This is a genomic window from Octadecabacter temperatus, assembly GCF_001187845.1.
Taxonomy (GTDB): domain Bacteria; phylum Pseudomonadota; class Alphaproteobacteria; order Rhodobacterales; family Rhodobacteraceae; genus Octadecabacter; species Octadecabacter temperatus.
In genome coordinates this window covers 746,318-765,481 of the sequence record NZ_CP012160.1, presented here as the reverse complement: position 1 = coordinate 765,481, position 19,164 = coordinate 746,318, and the positions used below count along the sequence as shown (strand labels likewise).

Below are 19,164 nucleotides of genomic sequence, written 5' to 3'. Positions count from 1 at the left end.
GCGCTTTACGCTGCCCCTTCGCTCGCGTTCGCGATGTCGCGCTCAAACAATGCGATCAAATCGTCACCAAACCGGCTGCGTGTCTTATCGACCTCGCCGCGTGTTGCGTCAGCAAACGCCGCGCGTTCGTCTGCCGTCAACTCAACCAATTCAACACCGTCTTCTCGCATAGCCTTTGCGCAGATCACATCGTCTTCTGCCGCGAAGCGACGTTGATCTTTTGTCGCCTCGGCCACGGCTAGTCGCACCGCATCGCGGACGTCCTTGGGCCAACTTTCAACCTTTTCACGATTAAACAATACCAGCGCGACCCCCAAAAGATGTCCAGTCATCGTCACCGAACGGTGCGTTTCATGAAGGCGGAAGTTGTAAATGTTGGTCAGTGGATTTTCCTGCGCGTCGACGGTTCCGTCAATGACAGCCGCTGGCAGATCCCGCACATCGATGGCTTTTGGGTCAAACCCAAGCGCGCGAAACACACGCTGATGATCGTCGCTCGCCAAGGTGCGTAGCTTTAGCCCTTCGCAAGCTGCCGGCGTATTTAACTGCCCGCCGCGCGACGAAATATGGCGCAACCCATTGTCCCAATATCCCATGACTGAATATCCGGTCTTGGCTTCAACTTCTTGCTTCAAGCGTTGTCCCAACGATCCATCCAAAACACCGTAGGCATGCGCCCGTGACGGAACAGCAAAATGCTGGTCAAACAACGCCAGTTCAGGAACTCGGCTTGCCAGATAGCTCGACGAGAAATAGCACCCGTCCAGCTCACCGCTTTCTGTCATCGACAAAAGGTCGGACGCCTTATGGCCATCTTCCACGATATTTTGGCGAAACTTGATCCGCGCGGCGCCGTCAGAAAGCCGCTCAACGGCCTCGGCAAGGGATCGTGCACCGCGGGTGTGTACAGAGTTGTCCCCCTGATACCCGCCAAACGTAATTTCGATTGTCATCCAGTCAGTTCCCTCATCAATTCTTCCGGATCAGCGGGTAACGCGACAGGAACGCCGCGTTTAGCCGAGACATCCATCGCCATCGTCATCAACAGATTGCGATGCCCGTCAGCCGCCGTAGCGTGGGGCGTTTCTTGCCCGGCATAAATACGTTGGAACCACGAATTTGTCTCTTCGCGCATCGGCCCCCAAAGCTGTCCGTTGTGCAGATCACCGGGGGGATAGCTGGTCAAGAAATCAACGTGTCGTGGTGGTGGATTGTACCCATCTGGCACATAGCCACCACCCTGTTCGTGATTACTGGCCAAGACCACATCGCGGTGCGTGTCTTCGATATCGATAACCCCGTCAGTGCCGACGATTCCTATCTCAAGCCCGTAAACAGAACCGGGCCAAACTTCGGGCAAAGCCCATGAAATATTCATCGACCAGATTGTGCCGTCTTCCATCGTGAACACGCCAAAAGTCGAATCTTTGGTGCCCCATTCGCTTAGGACTTTGTCGCTGGATTGGGCGAAGACTGATTTCGGTACTTTGCCCTCCATCAGCCACATCGACATATCCAGACTGTGCGTTCCCGAGACCACCATCGGCGTCAACGTTGCGCGGTCCTGCGTGCGGCGCACCGTGGCGATCGGCACCATTCGGTTCATAAACGCGCGCGTGACGACCGAATGCACATCCCCGATCTGCCCTGTTGTGAGTTTTTCCTTAATGGCAAGGAAACGACGGCGGAACCGTTGCGTGTAGCCGACAACGGCATCGATGTTGTTCGCCTCTATCGCTTCAAGGATCTTTGCCGATTGGCGCGCATCCGTTGCGAGTGGTTTCTCAATGAAAAGGTCATGCCCCTTTTCAATCGCAAGCATCGTCGGATCGAAGTGAAAGTTTTCATCCGTTGCGATGATCGTCGCCGTTACCTCAGGGCGGTTGAGGAGCTCTTTGTAGTCGTTGGTGAAGAAATCCGCATCGACATCATCGCGCAACTTGTGGCCCAGATCGGATTTGATGTCACAAACCCCGATCCACCCGACACCAGGATAAGCACGCGCAAATTCCGCGCGGATCCGTCCAATCGTACCACATCCAATAACTGCAAGACCGATCTCTTTTCTCTGTTGTTTAGCCATCTTGTTCTCCTGTTAGCTGGGCGTCTTCGTCGATGGCGCGACCTGCCCGCATAGCTCTTAAAATTCCTTCGATCACCACGATTGCCGTGAACAGCATCAAGATGGTTCCGATCCATTGCGACGCCACGAACGTCCATGATTTGCCCTCAAAGACGAACAGAGACCTGCGCAGGTTTTCGTCTGCCAACGGCGCCAAAATGACCCCCAGTACGATTGGCGCGACGGGGAACTTGAACACCGCAAGCAACCACCCCGCCAATCCGGCACCAAACATGATCCAGACATCAAAGATTGAAAGCTTCACCGCATAAGCACCGATCACGCAGACCGGAATGATCAGCGGCATAAGGATGCCGCGCGGCAGGCTGAACAGCTTCACGCACGGCCCAATCAGGGCAAACGCCGCCAAATACATCATCACATTGGCGATAAAGAGGGCACCGTAGATGAAATAAATCAGACCCGGGTGGTCGATTTCGATCGTCGGGCCAACGGACACGTTTTTTAACGTCAGCGCCGCCAGCAATGCCGCCGCAGCCGCATTGCCAGGAATACCAAGCGCCAACGTGGGCAACATAGACCCGCCAATATTGGCATTGTTGGCTGTTTCAGCACAGACGAGCGCTTCATAGCTACCCTTGCCCCACTTGGCCTTTTCCGCAGGCGACGCGCGGCGTTTGCCGATGTCATAGGCGAGGAAGGATGCCACATTGGCCCCTGCCCCTGGAATGGCACCGATGAATGTCCCAAGCACACCAGAACGGATCGCAGACGGAGTGAACTTCGCCAAAATCCGCAACGGTGGAATGATCCGCCCAACATTGTCGGGAATGGCTGTGATATCTTTTGACGGCAAAGTTCGAAAGATCTCGGCCAGACCAAACAGTCCGATCAACACGGCGACATAGGAAATACCGTCAAACAGAGCGAAGCTGCCCAGCGTGAAGCGCGGTACCGCATGGATGGTTTCCAACCCGACGAAGGCCACGAGCATTCCAAGCCAGCCCGCGATCCAACCCTTGAGCGGCATGGTTCCCGCCGCCATAGAACCGGACACAAGAATCCCAATAACGGCGAGCCAGAACATCTCCCAGCTTTTGAAGTTCAAGGCGAACGTCAGGATGACAGGGATAAGCGTCACCAGCAGAATGATCCCGACCGTGCCGCCGACAAAGGACGCGGCAATCGCCATTCCAAGAGCCTGACCACCTTCGCCGCGTTGCGCCAGTTGGTGCCCCTCGATCATGGTTGGCACGGCGTCCGGCGTTCCCGGAATGTTGATGAGCACGGCTGAAATCGCACCACCAAAGACGCTGCCGGTATATACACCGAGCATGAAACAGATCGATGCGTCTTGCGACATGCCAGCGGACAAGCCGATCAACAGCCCCATCGCCATCGTCGTTGATAGGCCTGGTAAGGCTCCCCAGATAATACCCAGGCAAACGCCGGACAACGTCATGATCATCAGCCATGGCGTAACCAATTGTTGGATGGTTTCAATCATGGCTCAAAACCCTCCCGGCAAGGGGATGCTGAACACTTTTTGGAACACCAATGACAACGTCAGGGTCCAGCCGATTGAAACGAGCGAGGTAATCCACAACGGACCGCGCCAGAAAATGTGAATGATTGCGGACAGCGCGATGATCGTCACGGGCTCGAACGCGCTGAGCACCATCGGAATCGATCCGATGTCAAAATAGTATTGGAACGCCAACCCCTGAAGCGCGCCGACGTAGACTGCAACTGCGACAACCAAAACGATGGCGCGTGCATCTTCGCTGCGGTCTCGCGAGGTTTCGTCCCATAGGGGCGTTCCGTCGCGACGCCGGACAATCGCTGAGATTCCGAGCAGAACCGCCATGATCGCCAACGATCCGGCTGTCAGGAACGGCAAAAGCCCCGGCGCAGTAGTCCACGTCCCTGGAACCGGCAAGCGCCATGATGCCACTAGCACCAAAACAGAAAGCCCCAGCAAAAATGCTGTCGCGATAAGATCCAATGCAGGTGAGGCATATCCTGCGTTGCCGTCCTCGCCTTCGAACACAACTTGATTGTTGTCAGCCTGACTCATGTCATCGCCTTCATAAGCTTTTAGTGGAATTTAAACCGACCGAGGCGATCGTCTACCTCGGTCGGTTTCAGGAAGAACCTTAGGTAAAAGATGGCGGTGTGTAGCCTTGCGGCGGCCACCAGCTGTCGAAATCTTCAGGCGCAGGCAGGCCAAGCTCTTCGGCCGTTTTGACTTCGGCACCGATCTGTTCCTGATTGCGGTTGAAAATATCCGTGGTGATCGTTTCCATCAAAGCACCCTCACGGTCAGCTTCTTCGCCAACCTTCACGTCAAGCTGGAAGAACTTGGAGTCGACCAGCTCTTTGAAGCCGTCAGAGTTTGCCGCAGCGCGGAACCCGTCGACGATTTCTTGTTGGATTTCCGCAGGCAGATCGCGACGGAACATGAAGTTGTAGGTCGCGCCAACAGGCAGAATGCTGCGACTTTCAGGCAGGATCGTAGCGATCGAACGTAGAACCTGTCCGTCATCCAACGTGATGTCGTCCCCGCTTGTTTGCGTCAAGTTACGCATCTCGCCAGCACGGATCAGATCGATGTGTTCGTGCAAGCCACCACCGGAGATATCTGTCTCACCCTGAAGGCCCGCCAATGTCGCAGGCTTGCCGCCTTGGTACGGCACGTACTTCAGCTCAACACCTGCGATGTTTGCAACGATCAGTGCCAATTCATGCCACACGCCACCGGTGCCTGATGTGGAAATCGAAACAGAACCTGGGTTCGCCCGCGCTGCTTCGATAACGTCTTCCATCGTCTGGAACGGGCTGTCTGCACGCACCGACCAGCTGGCCAACGCATTTGCAGCCTTCATGGAAATCCAGTCTTCCCACGGCGTAAATTCGGCATGACCAAGCACGCGCACGAAGCGGTTGTAATTGGCACCACCGAGCAGCGTGTAGCCGTCCGGACGCGCAGCCCCAACGAACTGGGTCGCAACACCACCAACCGCGCCCGGGCGGTTGGCTACGTTGATCGTCCACCCTTTCGCAGCTGCCATTTCTTCAGCAAGCTTGCGCATGATCGTGTCCGTGCCACCACCAGCAGAATACATAACCACCAGCGTAATCGGACGCCCCGGATAGGTTTGTGCATGTGCGGTGTTCGCGATTGTAATATGCATCGCTGACAGGCCCGCTACGCCCGCAGCACCCGAAATAAATCCTCGGCGGTTTAGGCCGGCTTTCTTATTATCGTTCATCTCTCTCTCCCTTTTGTTGTCAGTTTTTCGAAGGCGCGGTTTACTCAATTCAGTCGGTTGTCCGCGCTTCTTTTGCTCCCTTGTATTTCCTCTCCTCCAGGAAATCGGTCACCTCTGGCTCCACGTCAGTGGCCATCAAGGCATTCCAGCGATTGTTAAATCCGAACAATGCAATCACCGCCCCGATCTCAACCACTTGCGCATCTGAAAAATACGTACGTAGCTCCGCCATATCTTCGGGCGTGGCGTAGGATGGGCACTGTCCGCCCGTCATCGCGATCCGCAAGGCCACCCGTTCGGCGGATGAAAACAGATCCGACGTTTCGAAATCCCAGATCGCGTCCAGCTTGTCTTGCGGCACCCCATTATCAGCGCCGTTCTTGAACGTATGCGCGGAACAGTAGCTGCATCCGTTGGACAAGCTGGTGACGTGGGCCACCATCCAACGCAGTGCAGGATCGACCGTGCCATCTGGCGTTCGAACCACAGCACGGATCAGGTCAAGTACGGCTTTTGCAATCTCGGGGCGGTAGGACAGGGTTAGCATCGAATTGGCGGTAAAGCCGGTGGCAGAGGCAAGCCACGCGATATCCGCCTGCGCCTCATCAGTTGCGTCGATCTTCAGTGGTTCAATGAATGGCATTCTAACCCTTTTCCGGCAAATTGGTTGACCAATGTAGAAAGTTTAACTAAGGCTAGCTAAGCACTTCAGTACAACACTTGGCAACTATTCTATTAATTTACTTTACGAAGTCTCTGATTCAATCAAATAATTTCCAACAATGGTTGACCATTTAAGTGGATACATTAAAACTCAGCAAGCAACTTAAAACGTCAGAAAGCCAGAGAAGCGACGACAAAAGGAATCACTTATGCCTGCCCCTTTACATGGTTCGTATCTGCACCCGATCCATCGCGTCACTGTCGGAGAGACCGACGTCACGACCGTGCGCGACGGTGCTCTAACGATGGAAGTTAGCCCGCCCTTTTTGTTGGATCATAACGCTGAAGACATTGCGCAAATATCGGCCGCAGCACACCTTCCCGCGACGCAAATCGAAAACGGTTTCACTCCGACGCTGGTCAATACCGGTTCTAAATTGGTGTTGTTTGATACCGGATTTGGCGCAATGGGCCGTGACAAAGGGGCCGGGAATTTGCGCCAAAACCTAGCGCTGGCCGGATACGCACCCGAAGACATCGACGTCATCGCCTTCACCCACATGCACCCTGATCATATCGGTGGCTTACTTGAAGATGGGAAACCCGCCTTTCCGAACGCACAATTGATGATTGGCCGCCGTGAATTTGATGAATGGTTCAGCGGCGCATCGATCCCTCCGCAGCGCGCGCAAAATCGCGATCTTTTTCTCAAGATCATCGCGCCTTTAGCGGATCAATTCACCTTTCTCGAAGACGGCAGCGAAGTGTGCAGCGGTGTGACGGCCATGGCGGCCTTCGGGCATTCGCTTGGCCATATGATGTATCACCTTGAGAGCGGCGGAGACCGCGCGCTTGTCTGGGGCGACGTTGCAAACCATTACGTTTATTCAGTTGAACACCCTGACAGCCCCGTCGGGTTTGACGACGACAAAGACATGGCTATCGCGACGCGTAAGCGCGTGTTGGATATGGTTCACACCGACGGAATTTTGGTTGCAGGCCACCACATGCCCTTCCCTTCCATTGGTTATATCGAGCGCGGCGGTGACAAATACCGTTGGGTCCCGGCAAGCTATCAACACCGAATTTAAGCGGTAACGGAGACTAGAATGGCCGAGCGCGTTGGCATTATCGGATTAGCTATCATGGGATCTTTTTATGCGAAAAACCTCATTGCCGCGGGATTTGAAGTTTGCGCGAGCGGTCCATTAAGTGGCGCACGCGAACGGTTGAAAACGCATGATACGGCATCATTGTTCGAAGTATACGCAGCAAAGCAGGCACAATGATTACAGGCTTCCCCTCACCGATCATTATGGTTGCGATCATGATCGTTTTCTTGATTGCAGGGACGATTAAGGGGTCACTCGGTGTCGGGTTCCCGGCCTTCGCGATGTCTGTATTTCCGATCTTTATCGACTCGTCCTTTGGTGTCGCTATTCTTGCAATCCCGATCTTACTGACAAATTTCATGCAGTTTTTCACTGTCAAAGGCTGGCAGCCCATTGTGCGCCGGTTCTTGCTTGCGGGCAGTGTGATCCTCGTCACCACCTTTATCGTCGCGCAGCTTGCCGCCGATGTCCCCAGCCGCTGGATCAACATTATCGTTGGCCTGTCACTGACGCTGTTCGCCTTGTCGTCGTTGTTCAAACTCAACATTCCGGCAAAGGAAAGCCCGCACTGGCAAATCGGTGTCGGGATTGTCTCAGGTGTGATTGGCGGAATTGCTGCTGTGACGGCCCCGGTGATGGTTTACGCGGTTGCGTTGAAGATGCCGCGCGAAGAATTCATGGCAGCGGCTGGCTTCATGTTTTTTACCAGCGGCGTCGGACTTGTCGCCGGATTGTCGACTGCCAGCGTCCTAAACAACGTCACGCTCTCGCTTTCGATCTGTGCGGTGTTTGTCTCGCTGGCTGGATTTCGAATTGGCGCTTGGATCAGACCAAAGCTAAGCGAACGTGTCTTTCGCACGGCCCTTCTCTGGACGATCCTCGCGCTTGGCCTACGTCTGACCCTCGTGAACATACTTTAGTGCCGCCGTGGCGCTTGCTCGCGCGACTTACTTGTCCGCCAAGTCGCCCAACGCTGGATACATCCGTGTGAAATCTTCTTCTTCCATTCCCGCATCAACTGCCGCTTGAATCCATGCGAGCGTCTGATGCCCGATCCGCATCGGGCTTCCGACTTCTTTGGACAGCGAGACCGCCATTCCAACATCTTTGCGCAAATTGAAAATGCGCGAACGGCCATCCCATGTTTCCGAGAGGATATGATCTGGAAAGCGGCGCTCGGATATAAAGCTGCGGGCATTTCCGGCGTTAAACACCTTGATCATATCTGCGAGGTCGATACCCGCCGCCTCGGCCAGTTGCCCTGCCTCGGAACAGGCCAGAAAGTTGGTGTGTGTAATGAGGTTGTGAACCACCTTCATCGTGTGCCCTGCCCCAGACGGCCCAAGATAAATTAGTTCACCAGCGCAAGAGTTCAGCACAGGTTGTGAGGCCTCAAACAGCTCAACCGGTCCGCCGATCATCAAGGTCATTGTGCCGTCATCGGCCCCTTTAGCACCACCACCCGTCATGCCTGCGTCCATGTACCCGACACCGACTTCATTGGCTTGAATAGCCAGTTGTTTGGTGTGGGTCGGGTCTGACGTGGTGAAGTCCCACAAAATCAAATCAGCCTTCGCCGCGTTTAAGATATCCGGAAGGATACTTTCGATTTGCTCTGACCCGGGGACGACGAAAATAATGACATCCGCTTGCGCTGCCATGTCCGCAGGTGTCGCTGCCTGACCAAGGTCTGCAAGCCCGTCGCGTGCGTCCGCCATCGCGTCCCAGACAAGCAACCGATGCCCGCCCTGCGCGATGTTTTTAGCAATGCCACGGCCCATATTTCCAAGGCCGATCACCCCTACAGTCTGTGCCATATGCGCTTCCTTTTATGTGCGAACCAGATTGACCTATAGGTCAAGAAACCTTTTGATGGACGCATTGAACGCCTCTGGCGCGTTGATGTTTGCTACATGGGCCGCGTCCGCAATTTCGATATATTTTCCACCAGGTGTCGCCGCTGCCATTGCGCCCATCGTCTCGGGCGATGCACCAACGTCTTCGCGTCCACCGACAAACAGAACCGGAATTTTCACATCGCCAAGCGACTTGAGGTAATCCAGTTTCTGCAAAGCCTTACAACAGGCGATGTACCCATCCACGTTCGTCGCCGTTACCATGTCCCGCACGGATTTCGTCCGCGCAGGGTTCGCGGCTTGCCAATCAGCCGTTAGCCACGTCCCCAACGTTCCGTCTGCAATAGCCTCAAGCCCGCCATCGGCAACGGCGGCCATTCGCTGGTCCCACATCGCAACAAACGGCGCCGGCGCATCCGCGCGGCCATCCGCACAGACCACGCGCGTAATTCTGTCGGCATGGTTCAGCGACAATCCAAGCCCCGTCATGCCGCCCATCGAAAGCCCCATGAAATGCGCCGTTTCGATCTCAAGCGCATCCATTAAGCCGATCACATCGCCAACCAAGCCATCAAACGAATACGGTCCCGACGGCACATCACTGGCCCCATGACCGCGCGTGTCATAGCGCAATACGCGGTAAGAGGCGGTCAGGAACGCGATCTGCTCGTCCCACATGGTCAAGTCCGCGCCCAAAGAGTTTGACAAGATCAACCAAGGCGCAGTGTCAGGGCCATCGATTTTTGTATTCAACGTCACGCCGGACGCAAGTTTAATGCTTTGGTTCATCGTGTTTACTCCTTGGGGTCGGCGTCGAATGACGCCTTTTGGCTGGGCTTGCCTTGCAAAAGCTAGCTGATCTAACGCAGCTTATCGTCGCGCTTTTCAGACCATCACAGCCGAACTGTTTCTCTGGTTTCCGCCGCTTGTGCGATGGCCTCCAGCACCTCGATGTTGTGAACCATGTCGCTCACGGGAATTGGGTACGGCGCACGCCCGTCTATAGCAGCGGCAAACGCTTCGAGGTTATGAACCACTGTGTCCTCCCACGGGAAGGATTTAGTATCTATCGGCTTGCCTGTTTCGCTGACGGACAAATGCGCAAAGCCACCCGGTGTATCGGGGTGCGTGTCATTGCGGACTTCGGCCCAACGATCAGACCCGAAGACGTGGCATCGAATGAAATGCGGAGTCTTCAAAACAGCCGACAACGTTGCCGTCATCCCTGCCTTAAACCCAAGTTGAACAGACACCAGATCGCCTGTTTCCCAGCCTAAAACGCGGTCTGCCGTTAGGGCCTGAACCACTTCGACGGGGCCGAACATGCCGATGAAGGCATCCGTTAAATGAATGCCCATTCCGGTCATTCCTGCCGCTGGTGCTGTCGTTTTTTTCGTGCGCCAATTGTCCAATGGGACGCCGATTAGCTTGTCGTGGCTGAACGCCGCTTCCGCATGCATGATCGTGCCCAGCGCACCGGTTTCCACCATCTCTGACAGGGCGCGCATTCCTGGTTCAAACCGCCGCTCATGCCCGATGGCAAGTTGAACGCCGTGCTCATCAATCGCAGCCGCCATCCGGCGTGCGGACGCGCCATCTAAGGAAAACGGTTTTTCACAAAACACATGCTTACCCGCAGCCGCGGCGCTAACTGTTTGTGGTTCATGAAATTGGTTCGGGCTTGTCAGGATCACGGCATCGACAGTTTCATCCGCGAGGACTGCCTCGTAATTCGGATAGACGTGGTAGCCTTCCGGCGTTGTGGATGACGTCAATTCTGGGGCGCAAATCCCCGTCAAAGACATGTTTTCATTCTCGGCGATCCGCGGCGCTAAATGCTGCCCCCACCATCCATAACCAATCAATGCCGCTTTCATAAATTCTCCCCTGTCGTGCAAATTTACGGGCAAACACTGAGCGCACCAATCATTTGATATGATCGCCGGTAGCAACAAATCTGTTGGCCTTACGTTAGCCCACCCGACACACGACCAATCAGTTAAACGCAACAAACGGCCAAACGCGTTTAAAACTTAATGCTTCCGCCTATCCTTTCGTCCAGCACGTACCCGATCGAACGAACCAAGTAGCTTTCCCAGATACGCGTTTACGGCCATAACACAGGGACTGGCGGAACCGCCCGCCTTGCGCTCGCTCGAAAAGTCGCAAATGTTGAATTCAGACACGAATACCCCCGCAAAATGAGAGTGAACCTATGGACGCGCTGGATAAGAAATTTATGGAACTGGGTGCGGATAGCGCTCCGGGGCAAGAGGTTCGACAGGACAACAGTGCATTGGCCGCCTTAACCCGTGGCGAAAATATTGACGGCGTTCCTGTGGATTTTTCACACGGAGATGTTGACGCCTTTGCACCGACACCTGGCGCACTTGAGGCGTGGCAGGAAGGCTATGATCGCGGCGGTCAACAAGCCTATACCGAATATCGGGGCGACGCGGACATCCGCAATGACGTTGCCGCGCGCATCGCTACGTTCACCGGCGCGCCGCTTACGGCGGATCAGGAACTGATCATCACACCCGGAACACAGGGCGCGCTATTCCTTGCGCTTGGGTCGGTAGTTGAAGTTGGAACCAAAGTCGCCGTTGTCGAACCTGACTATTTTGCCAACCGCAAACTGGTGCGGTTCTTCAATGGAGAGGTCGTGCCAATCCCCCTCACTTACGGTGCGGCTTCAGACAACAATGGGCCAGACTTAAACGTGCTCGAAACGGCGTTCAAAGCCGGCACGCGGGTCATGGTGTTTTCGACACCGAACAACCCGACTGGCTTGATCTATTCCAAATCAGCGATTGACCAGATTGCGGAATTGGCATCGCGCTATGACGTAACGGTCATCGTGGACCAGCTGTATTCGCGTTTACTTTATGAGGGCGAAACATACTGCCACCTACGCGCCAGCGCGTCGTGCCCCGAAAACATCATCACGATCATGGGGCCGTCCAAAACTGAATCGCTAAGTGGTTTCCGCCTTGGCGTGGCGTTTGGGTCAGCCAAGCTGATCGAACGCATGGAAAAGCTACAGGCTATCGTGTCCTTGCGCGCAGCTGGTTACAATCAGGCGGCGTTGTCGACCTGGTTCAATGAACCCGACGGCTGGTTGGCGAACCGGATAGCCCAGCACCAAGCGATCCGTGATGACCTGCTAAAGGTGTTTCGCGATGCAGGTTTGGAAACCGCCGCACCGCAAGGCGGAAGCTACATTTTCCCAAAGCTGCCTCCACTGATTCATGAGCCCGAGGTTTTCACACGGCTATTGCGCAGTCAGGCTAATGTGACAGTGACACCGGGCGCCGAATTCAGCCCACACACGGTCAACAGCATCCGGCTAAACTTCTCGCAAGATCACAAGGCAGCGGTCGCAGCGGCGCACCGGATTGTCGAAATGGTTGAAAGGTATCGCGCATGAAAGTCGGAATTGCAGGAATGGGCGCTGTGGGACTAAGCGTGGCCAAGGCTTTGGATCGCGGGACATTACAGGGGTTGGAGTTTGCGGGCTTTTGCGCAAGTTCTGACAGCCGTGGTGCTGAGCTGAACAAGGCGCTCACTACACCTGTGCCGATCTATGGCATGGATAGCATCGCGGACCATTGTGACATCGTAGTGGAATGCCTTCCCCCAGCAAGGTTCGCAGACATCGCGGATCCGGTGATTGAAGCTGGAAAGACCCTCGTCGTACTGTCGGCAAGCCAACTTCTTGGTCGCGCTGATTTGATTGAACGGGCCAAAGAAACCGGTGCGCGGATCATCGTCCCGTCCGGCGCGATGCTTGGTATCGATGCGCTTAAGGCCGTCGCCGTCGGCGAGTTAAAGTCCGTCACCATCAAAACGTCTAAACCCGTCGCGGGCCTATTGAACGCCCCCTACCTTGCGAAAGTCGACGTTGATTTAACGAAAATCAAGGAACCATATCGCCTTATGGCCGGAAGCGTCAGCGAGATCGCGAAGGAGTTTCCCGCCAACGTCAATGTCGCCGCCGCCCTCAGCCTTGCAGGGTTAGGACCAGAGCGCACTAAGATGGAAATTTGGGCCGACCCGTCCCTTAGCCATAACCTACACACCGTCGGCGTGACATCGGACAGTTCGGATTTCACGGTTTCTATTCAGAACCGCCCAAGCGACGAAAACCCAGCGACCGGACGTATTACCGCACAAAGCGTTATCGCCCTATTTCAGCAAATGACATCAAACCTCATCGTCGGCACATAGCGCGGCCATATTGCTAGAGGACTGCTCGACCTTACGCGTCGGGACATCACGACAATTAGTCGATGTAGTCCTTCAGAAATGCGCCTGTCCGCTCATAGTGCGACACCAAAAGTGCCGCCGCCGCATCGCTATCTTTCGCAATCACCGCATCTAGAATTTGGCGATGCTCATCATCGACCATGCGGCCCTTATAATCTGACGAGCGGCCAGCAAGATACCTGTAGCGAATGTTAAGGTCGTATAGCTGGCCACAAAACCGCAACAACAATGGGGATTGGCAATTGCCGATCAGCTCCATGTGGAAGAGCTTGTGCTGATGTTCGAATGCCTCAGATCGCTCCGCCTGAAGCCGCGTCATACGGTGGTGAACAACCACGAGGTTCTCAATCCATTCTTCCGTAGTGTTGGCCATACTTTGACGCAACGCCATGCTTTCCAGCGAACAGCGCAGCGTCAAAATTTCTTGAAAGTTCTCACGGCTGGTTTCAGCAGCACGAAAACCACGCTGCTCGTGGCGAACGACCAATTGGTCGGACACCAGCAAGCTGAGCGCTTCGCGGATCGGGGATGCCCCCGTTCCAAGCAAGTCACGCAATCTATCAATCTTAAGTTTCTCGCCAGGCGCTAGATCACCGGTCAGGATCAAATCACGCAGCTTGTTATACGCAAGCTTCGTGGCTGATCCCTCGGATGGCGTCTGGCTCTGGTTCAAACTTATATTCATGCGCGCGTCATAACCTTATTTTTTCGTCATCGCAGCAACAATATTTGCGAACTCATCGTTGGTAAGAACGTCACGCTTTGCGATGCCTGCAGCCTTCACTTCAGCCAAGATAGCACCGATCGTGTCGTCGTCGAGTTCGCCCAGACCCATTTCACCCATTTTATAGATGATGGACGCCTTACCGGACTTCTTACCGAGAACAACTTCACCCAGTTTCCCAGTAAGGGACGGGTGCGTTGCGAACATGACCAGCGGATCGTTCATGACATAGTTGATGCCAATACCGGATTCACGGATGAAGTTACCGTGGCCCAAAACAGGCTTATTGCGCGCGATTGGGATGTTGGATTTCTGCGCGATCATCTCGGCGAGCTCTGGAATTTTGTCGAGCTTGTAGTTGGTGTCGTAGCCATACAGCAGGTGTAGACCCATCATCAGTTCTTCGAGGGCCGCGTTACCTGTGCGTTCGCCCAAACCGTTGGCGCATGAGTGCACACAGTTCGCACCAGCCGTAACAGCCGCCAATTCAGTGGCGACGCCCATGCCGAAATCGTTGTGTGTGTGAATTTCGATCGGCAGACCCGTCATGTCATTCACCCAGCGAACCATATGTTTGATCGCTTCAGGTGTTGCACAGCCCATGGTGTCCACGATGCCGATGGAATCCGGCGCAGTGTGATCCATAATGTAATTGCACAGGTTTGTCAGGTCATCCTTGCGTGCGCGCGTTGTGTCGTATGGGAAAAACAGCGCATGCAACCCGTTGTCTTTGGCATATTTGATGATCGGCGCGGTCTTTTCCGCAACATCACGCCATGTCCAACCGAACTGGGTAACCAGTTTCGGGTAGCCAATTGGTACTTCGATCACAACACCATCGGCACCGCATTCAATCGCCAGATCAATGTCGGTCTTCATGGCACGCGCAAAGGTGAAAATCTTGGACTTCAAGCCCAGCTTAGATATCTCTTTGATCGCTGTCACATCGTCCGGTGACACGGCTGGCATGCCAGCTTCGATCCGGTCAACGCCAAGCTCGTCCAGCTTGGTCGCGATTTCGATCTTATCATCGACAGAGAATACGACGCCGGGCGTCTGTTCACCGTCACGCAGGGTCGCGTCGTGAATTTCAACCTTTTCTGGCAGGTTCAGGCTTTCACGGACGCTCGGTTCGAAATTGTACGGGCTGACCCACCACTTACCGTCTTCTAAATGTGTTTCGCGCATAGGATGTTCCTCTCGGGGTCAGAAATTAATTAGGTTCAGAGACAAGGGTGAAATCGAAATCAACCTTGTAATAGGGCAGTGTGACATCGCGTCCGACTTCTAGATCATCTGGAAGCGCGTCGAGGTCTGAGGTTTCGACGTAGTCCATGATCAAGTCGGAGCGCACGCCAAATACCGCGTCTTTGTCCAAGTAAGGGTCACCATTGGCAAAGACTTCGGTGACCAAAGATTTTAGGCCATCGGCCTGAACTATGAAATGCAGGTGTGACGGACGCCAAGGCGTGCGACCTGTGGCGCGGAACAATTCCCCTACGGGGCCGTCATCCGGCACCTTGTAAGGGGCGGGTTTCACTGTGGTCATCGCGTATCGACCATCCGGTCCGGTTTTCATGGAACAACACAGGTTGAAATCGTCTTGCCCGCCGTCTTGCGAATAGTAGAGGCCGTTTTCGGCGGTCTGCCACAACTCGATCACAGCGCCTTCAACAGGGTTGCCATCGATATCACGCACATGGCCTTCAATCACGACAGTCGTGCCGTCGTTATCTTTCTTAAGATCCCCGCCCACTGGCAAAAGCGGCGCACCAACGGAATGGAACGGCCCCAACACGCTTGAGGAGGTGCCGCCATGTTGTGACCCGATCATATCTACAAGTGAGGACATGCCCGTGACGTCTGAAATCAGAACGAACTCGTTGCGCTCATCGTCGGTGATCTTTCCGGCATCTGTCAGGAACTTCAGCCCCCGCGCCCATTCTGCATGGGTCAGTTCGGTTTCCTTCGCGAAGGCATGCATATGCTCGACCATTTTTTGAAGGACAAACATTGTGCGTGGATCGGTGTCATCGCCGCAGTAGTCCAAAAAGGCCTGAGTGATTGTATCGATGCTGACATTCTTCATTTGAATAGCGCTCCTGACGCTAAATTAAGGCGGTGGAAAGGACTGGGTATTGGATCAATAGGATCAGAACCAAAAGCATAAGAACCGCGAACGGGAACGACCCAAGGAACACGTCTTTGAGAGTGATGTTGGGATTATTCAACGTGCTCTTAATGACGAAACACGAGATGCCAAGCGGTGGCGTTAACAGGCCGATTTCAGCACCGATAACCGTCACAATGCCGAACCACACAAGGCTGAGTCCCATGCTTTCAATCAGTGTGATGAACAATGGCACGACGATCAGAATGATCGACGCCGTGTCCAGCAATGTGCCCAGAACCAACATCAACACCACATAGATCAGCATGATCTGGAAGAACGACATGTCCCAAGACTGCAACAACGCATCAAGCTGGTTGGGCAAGCCCGCGTAACCCAGCATTCGGCTGTAGAAAGACGCCATCGTAATCAGCAACAAAATCGCCGCTGTGATGTGGCCTGTCTCAACCAATGTGCGCCAGAAATCCGGCCATGATATCGAACGTCGTACTAAAGCCACGATCAAGGCCAGAGATGCGCCAGCCGCCCCTGCCTCAACGGGTGTTAACCAACCCGTGTAGATGCCACCAAGGACCAAGATGATCAGGGATGCTACGGGCCATGTCTTGCGGATCATTTCATCGCGCGGCATCGCCGGAAGCTCTTCCGTGCTGATGTTCTCGCCGATATATGACGGCCATGCCCGCGCCATGACGTAGATCGCTGCGACGTAGACACCTGTTAGGATCAAGCCAGGAATGATACCAGCAAGGAACATGTCCCCAACGGATTGTTCCGCCACGAAAGAATATATGATCAACATCGCGGATGGCGGAATGATCATGCCCAACACGGACGAACCCGCCACAACGCCAACGGCAAAACGTTTGTTGTAGTTGTAGCGCAGCATCTCAGGCACAGAGATTTTGGTAAACACGGACGCAGACGCGATGGACGATCCGGTGATCGCCGCGAAAACGGCGTTGGCACCAACAGTTGCCATACCGATGCCGGCTAGCACTTTGCGGAAGGCCGAATTCATTACATCATAAATGTCCCTGCCTAATCGGGCCTTGGACACAAGTAGCCCCATCAGCGTGAACAGCGGGATGGTGGCGAAGTTGTATTCGGTAACCCCGTCCCCCACAGCGACTTTCAAGAAGTTAAACGCGAGGATCGATTTCCCCGACATTATCCAGATCGAGACGAAGGACACGAGGCCCAGCGCGACAGGAATATAAAGGCCAAGGTAGACCAGAATGACGATCGCACCGACCGACAGCATACCAATTGTTAACGGATCCATGGTTTATTCTTCTCCGCTCGTTTGGGCAGTTACGTGCCGTGTGTCTTGTGTGTCGCCCAATATGGTCTTGAAGAAGAACAGGATCGCCGCCCAAGCACAGCCAAACGCAATGGCAAGACGGACAGGCCACCAAGGGGCCTGCAAGATTCCTGGTGTGCCGAAGTAATCGCAGCGCCCAAGCGCCGTTTTGAAATCGACCCACAAATTACCAGTCGCAGGCGCACCGAATTCAGGTGGGGTAAAGAAATGGCAGCTTTCAAAACTTTCGGTAAATTCGGGCCAGACCGTCCAAACGATCAGGCACATGAACAAGAATGCAATGCCGTCCAGAACACGCGTTAGCGCGTCGCCAAGTCGTGGCCTATGGGTGCGTAACAGCCCCAAAAACCCGTCAGACCGCGTCAAGCGCCCCGTGCGAACAACATCTGGAAGCTGCAAGAAAACAATCAATGCCAATGAAAAGACAACGACCTCTACGACACCTCTAAAAGGCGCGTTAAACAAATTTCGTGACACAACGTCGACGTTCATGATGGCCACCAATGACAGCAGCACAAACGCACCGCTGACATTGGCAACTATCGCGACCGCCACGACCCAACTTTCAATTTTTCGAAGACCCGTGACGATCATTTTCAACACTCACTTATCTAGAGTTCGATTACTCGAGTTCAACTGCCCAGTCGCGCAACGGTGTAAAGCCAGCATCAGCCAGCTTGCCCATGTATGCGTTCAGCATGTCGGAACCGGGTGCACCAGCAGTGTCCAAACCTTGCGCCCATTCAGCGGCGATGTTTGGCATGCTGTCAGCCCAAGCCTGACGTTCTTCTGGGCTCATCACGACGATTGTGCCACCAGCGTCAATGTAAGCCTGACGGGACTCTTCAGCGCGATCCATTGCGATACCTGCTACGTGGTCACGATATTCGATCGAAACCGCCTGCAGGACCTCTTTGACCTCATCAGGAAGTCCTTCCCAAACGTCAGCATTCACTGTCACCGTTTTGGAGTTCACTGCCCCAAGGTCCGCCTGAAGCATGTAAGGTGCAACTTCTACAAAGTTGAACGTTTTCGCAGCTTCCGGCCATGTCATCGCCGCTTCAACAACGCCTGTTTGCAGCATGTTGTAGAAATCTGGCAGACCGCCACGAACACCAGCCGCACCTGGAATACCTTCAAGGTAACGCAGGTTATAACCCGCGCCAGCAACCTTCAGACCTTCAAGGTCAGACAAGGAATTCAGCGGCTCGGTTGAGAACATCTGATAGGTGTCCAGAACAACGCCTGTTGCCAGATAGACCTGGTTTTCAGCAGCAAGTTCAGCCTGCATCTGCGGGAATTCACGTGCAATTTCGTCCACGGCTTGTGCTACGACGCGTGCATCAGAAGATACGAACGGCGTTACGGCCGAAATACCTTGTGATGGCAGCGCAGAGCTGTGGAAAATTGTGGTCACGATACCGATATCGCCAAGACCCAGCTTGATGCCCTCCAACACCCCGCGTGGCTTTACGATCTGGCCGCCGTAGGCTTCCATCCATTCGATCTGATAGTTGCCTGACTCTGCCAGCAGTTCATCCACACGTGGAATGAAAAAGCCGGAAAACTCAGCAACCCACATTGAGCGCTCTGGGTAGCCGTCGATGGCTGTCAGGTTGATGGTTTCCTGAGCCGAGGCGGCTCCTCCCATTGCGCCGGTCAAACCGACCGCAACGCCTGCCGCGAGGGCAACTCTTCTTGTAAAAGTCATAGTCTCTCTCCCTTGGTTT

At 54.5% G+C, this 19,164-nt stretch carries 20 protein-coding genes; 5 read left to right on the top strand and 15 right to left on the bottom strand.

The features are described 5' to 3' along the window. Positions 1–5: 5 nt before the first annotated feature. From OSB_RS03980 to OSB_RS03955, 6 genes are all read right to left on the bottom strand, one after another. Positions 6–953, bottom strand: coding sequence for a TRAP transporter substrate-binding protein (locus OSB_RS03980; protein WP_049833770.1), 948 nt, complete (start codon positions 951–953; stop codon positions 6–8). Continuing rightward, entirely contained in the window at positions 950–2,083 is a 1,134-nt protein-coding gene (locus tag OSB_RS03975; protein ID WP_049833769.1) for a Gfo/Idh/MocA family protein, read from the bottom strand. The genes OSB_RS03980 and OSB_RS03975 overlap by 4 nt, the downstream gene beginning before the upstream one ends. Then, entirely contained in the window at positions 2,076–3,590 is a 1,515-nt protein-coding gene (locus tag OSB_RS03970; RefSeq protein ID WP_049833768.1) for a tripartite tricarboxylate transporter permease, read from the bottom strand. The genes OSB_RS03975 and OSB_RS03970 overlap by 8 nt, the downstream gene beginning before the upstream one ends. A gap of 3 nt (positions 3,591–3,593) precedes the next feature. Next, complete coding sequence (locus tag OSB_RS03965) at positions 3,594–4,160, bottom strand: tripartite tricarboxylate transporter TctB family protein (protein WP_049833767.1); 567 nt, start codon at positions 4,158–4,160, stop codon at positions 3,594–3,596. Between the two features lie 79 nt (positions 4,161–4,239). After that, the gene (locus OSB_RS03960; RefSeq protein ID WP_049833766.1) at positions 4,240–5,355 is read right to left on the bottom strand and encodes a Bug family tripartite tricarboxylate transporter substrate binding protein; all 1,116 of its coding nucleotides are present in this window, start codon (positions 5,353–5,355) and stop codon (positions 4,240–4,242) included. Positions 5,356–5,404: 49 nt separating this feature from the next. Beyond that, entirely contained in the window at positions 5,405–5,998 is a 594-nt protein-coding gene (locus OSB_RS03955; protein WP_049833765.1) for a carboxymuconolactone decarboxylase family protein, read from the bottom strand. Between the two features lie 229 nt (positions 5,999–6,227). On the opposite strand from OSB_RS03955, the gene OSB_RS03950 reads away from it, so the two are divergent. From OSB_RS03950 to OSB_RS03940, 3 genes are read left to right on the top strand one after another with little or no spacing between them, the layout of a single operon-like run. Beyond that, on the top strand, positions 6,228–7,109 hold the full coding sequence (locus OSB_RS03950; RefSeq protein WP_049833764.1) for an MBL fold metallo-hydrolase: 882 nt from the start codon (positions 6,228–6,230) through the stop codon (positions 7,107–7,109). Positions 7,110–7,127: 18 nt separating this feature from the next. Continuing rightward, complete coding sequence (locus OSB_RS03945) at positions 7,128–7,307, top strand: NAD(P)-binding domain-containing protein (RefSeq protein ID WP_049833763.1); 180 nt, start codon at positions 7,128–7,130, stop codon at positions 7,305–7,307. Then, positions 7,304–8,050 carry a sulfite exporter TauE/SafE family protein gene (locus OSB_RS03940; RefSeq protein WP_049833762.1) on the top strand — a complete coding sequence of 249 codons (747 nt, stop codon included), beginning with the start codon at positions 7,304–7,306 and terminating at the stop codon, positions 8,048–8,050. The genes OSB_RS03945 and OSB_RS03940 overlap by 4 nt, the downstream gene beginning before the upstream one ends. Positions 8,051–8,077: 27 nt before the next feature. On the opposite strand, the gene OSB_RS03935 is transcribed toward OSB_RS03940, so the two are convergent. From OSB_RS03935 to OSB_RS03925, 3 genes are all read right to left on the bottom strand, one after another. After that, positions 8,078–8,947 (bottom strand): NAD(P)-dependent oxidoreductase, encoded by an 870-nt coding sequence (locus OSB_RS03935; RefSeq protein ID WP_049833761.1) that lies wholly within the window; start codon positions 8,945–8,947, stop codon positions 8,078–8,080. Between the two features lie 33 nt (positions 8,948–8,980). Then, positions 8,981–9,775 carry a 3-oxoadipate enol-lactonase gene (pcaD, locus tag OSB_RS03930; RefSeq protein ID WP_049833760.1) on the bottom strand — a complete coding sequence of 265 codons (795 nt, stop codon included), beginning with the start codon at positions 9,773–9,775 and terminating at the stop codon, positions 8,981–8,983. A 104-nt stretch (positions 9,776–9,879) separates the two neighbouring features. Further along, on the bottom strand, positions 9,880–10,863 hold the full coding sequence (locus OSB_RS03925) for a Gfo/Idh/MocA family protein (protein ID WP_049833759.1): 984 nt from the start codon (positions 10,861–10,863) through the stop codon (positions 9,880–9,882). A gap of 338 nt (positions 10,864–11,201) precedes the next feature. Here OSB_RS03925 and OSB_RS03920 point away from each other — a divergent pair, with 338 nt between their 5' ends. Both OSB_RS03920 and OSB_RS03915 read left to right on the top strand, forming a co-directional pair. Then, complete coding sequence (locus OSB_RS03920) at positions 11,202–12,416, top strand: pyridoxal phosphate-dependent aminotransferase (RefSeq protein WP_049833758.1); 1,215 nt, start codon at positions 11,202–11,204, stop codon at positions 12,414–12,416. After that, positions 12,413–13,216 carry an aspartate dehydrogenase gene (locus OSB_RS03915; protein WP_049833757.1) on the top strand — a complete coding sequence of 268 codons (804 nt, stop codon included), beginning with the start codon at positions 12,413–12,415 and terminating at the stop codon, positions 13,214–13,216. Before OSB_RS03920 ends, OSB_RS03915 begins: the two co-directional genes overlap by 4 nt. A 55-nt stretch (positions 13,217–13,271) precedes the next feature. Here the strand turns inward: OSB_RS03915 and OSB_RS03910 are convergent, their stop codons facing one another. The 6 genes from OSB_RS03910 to OSB_RS03885 all read right to left on the bottom strand — a co-directional run bounded on the left by OSB_RS03910 (position 13,272) and on the right by OSB_RS03885 (position 19,145). Further along, positions 13,272–13,940, bottom strand: a complete 669-nt coding sequence (locus OSB_RS03910) for a GntR family transcriptional regulator (protein WP_049833756.1) — start codon at positions 13,938–13,940, stop codon at positions 13,272–13,274. 15 nt (positions 13,941–13,955) lie between these two features. Next, positions 13,956–15,167, bottom strand: coding sequence for a LeuA family protein (locus OSB_RS03905; RefSeq protein ID WP_049833755.1), 1,212 nt, complete (start codon positions 15,165–15,167; stop codon positions 13,956–13,958). Between the two features lie 25 nt (positions 15,168–15,192). Further along, entirely contained in the window at positions 15,193–16,068 is an 876-nt protein-coding gene (locus OSB_RS03900) for a dioxygenase family protein (RefSeq protein WP_049833754.1), read from the bottom strand. Positions 16,069–16,087: 19 nt separating this feature from the next. Continuing rightward, a complete protein-coding gene (locus OSB_RS03895) occupies positions 16,088–17,395 on the bottom strand; it encodes a TRAP transporter large permease (protein ID WP_049833753.1) in 1,308 nt (435 codons plus the stop codon). Positions 17,396–17,398: 3 nt separating this feature from the next. Next, positions 17,399–17,989 (bottom strand): TRAP transporter small permease subunit, encoded by a 591-nt coding sequence (locus OSB_RS03890; RefSeq protein ID WP_234967342.1) that lies wholly within the window; start codon positions 17,987–17,989, stop codon positions 17,399–17,401. A 67-nt stretch (positions 17,990–18,056) separates the two neighbouring features. After that, complete coding sequence (locus OSB_RS03885) at positions 18,057–19,145, bottom strand: C4-dicarboxylate TRAP transporter substrate-binding protein (protein ID WP_049833751.1); 1,089 nt, start codon at positions 19,143–19,145, stop codon at positions 18,057–18,059. Positions 19,146–19,164 lie beyond the last annotated feature (19 nt).

Excerpts from the sequence above, each read along its gene's own strand:
- OSB_RS03980 (WP_049833770.1), bottom strand. The coding sequence starts at position 953 with ATGACAATCGAAATTACGTTTGGCGGGTATCAGGGGGACAACTCTGTA.
- OSB_RS03975 (WP_049833769.1), bottom strand. The coding sequence starts at position 2,083 with ATGGCTAAACAACAGAGAAAAGAGATCGGTCTTGCAGTTATTGGATGT.
- OSB_RS03970 (WP_049833768.1), bottom strand. The coding sequence starts at position 3,590 with ATGATTGAAACCATCCAACAATTGGTTACGCCATGGCTGATGATCATG.
- OSB_RS03965 (WP_049833767.1), bottom strand. The coding sequence starts at position 4,160 with ATGAGTCAGGCTGACAACAATCAAGTTGTGTTCGAAGGCGAGGACGGC.
- OSB_RS03960 (WP_049833766.1), bottom strand. The coding sequence starts at position 5,355 with ATGAACGATAATAAGAAAGCCGGCCTAAACCGCCGAGGATTTATTTCG.
- OSB_RS03955 (WP_049833765.1), bottom strand. The coding sequence starts at position 5,998 with ATGCCATTCATTGAACCACTGAAGATCGACGCAACTGATGAGGCGCAG.
- OSB_RS03950 (WP_049833764.1), top strand. The coding sequence starts at position 6,228 with ATGCCTGCCCCTTTACATGGTTCGTATCTGCACCCGATCCATCGCGTC.
- OSB_RS03945 (WP_049833763.1), top strand. The coding sequence starts at position 7,128 with ATGGCCGAGCGCGTTGGCATTATCGGATTAGCTATCATGGGATCTTTT.
- OSB_RS03940 (WP_049833762.1), top strand. The coding sequence starts at position 7,304 with ATGATTACAGGCTTCCCCTCACCGATCATTATGGTTGCGATCATGATC.
- OSB_RS03935 (WP_049833761.1), bottom strand. The coding sequence starts at position 8,947 with ATGGCACAGACTGTAGGGGTGATCGGCCTTGGAAATATGGGCCGTGGC.
- pcaD (WP_049833760.1), bottom strand. The coding sequence starts at position 9,775 with ATGAACCAAAGCATTAAACTTGCGTCCGGCGTGACGTTGAATACAAAA.
- OSB_RS03925 (WP_049833759.1), bottom strand. The coding sequence starts at position 10,863 with ATGAAAGCGGCATTGATTGGTTATGGATGGTGGGGGCAGCATTTAGCG.
- OSB_RS03920 (WP_049833758.1), top strand. The coding sequence starts at position 11,202 with ATGGACGCGCTGGATAAGAAATTTATGGAACTGGGTGCGGATAGCGCT.
- OSB_RS03915 (WP_049833757.1), top strand. The coding sequence starts at position 12,413 with ATGAAAGTCGGAATTGCAGGAATGGGCGCTGTGGGACTAAGCGTGGCC.
- OSB_RS03910 (WP_049833756.1), bottom strand. The coding sequence starts at position 13,940 with ATGAATATAAGTTTGAACCAGAGCCAGACGCCATCCGAGGGATCAGCC.
- OSB_RS03905 (WP_049833755.1), bottom strand. The coding sequence starts at position 15,167 with ATGCGCGAAACACATTTAGAAGACGGTAAGTGGTGGGTCAGCCCGTAC.
- OSB_RS03900 (WP_049833754.1), bottom strand. The coding sequence starts at position 16,068 with ATGAAGAATGTCAGCATCGATACAATCACTCAGGCCTTTTTGGACTAC.
- OSB_RS03895 (WP_049833753.1), bottom strand. The coding sequence starts at position 17,395 with ATGGATCCGTTAACAATTGGTATGCTGTCGGTCGGTGCGATCGTCATT.
- OSB_RS03885 (WP_049833751.1), bottom strand. The coding sequence starts at position 19,145 with ATGACTTTTACAAGAAGAGTTGCCCTCGCGGCAGGCGTTGCGGTCGGT.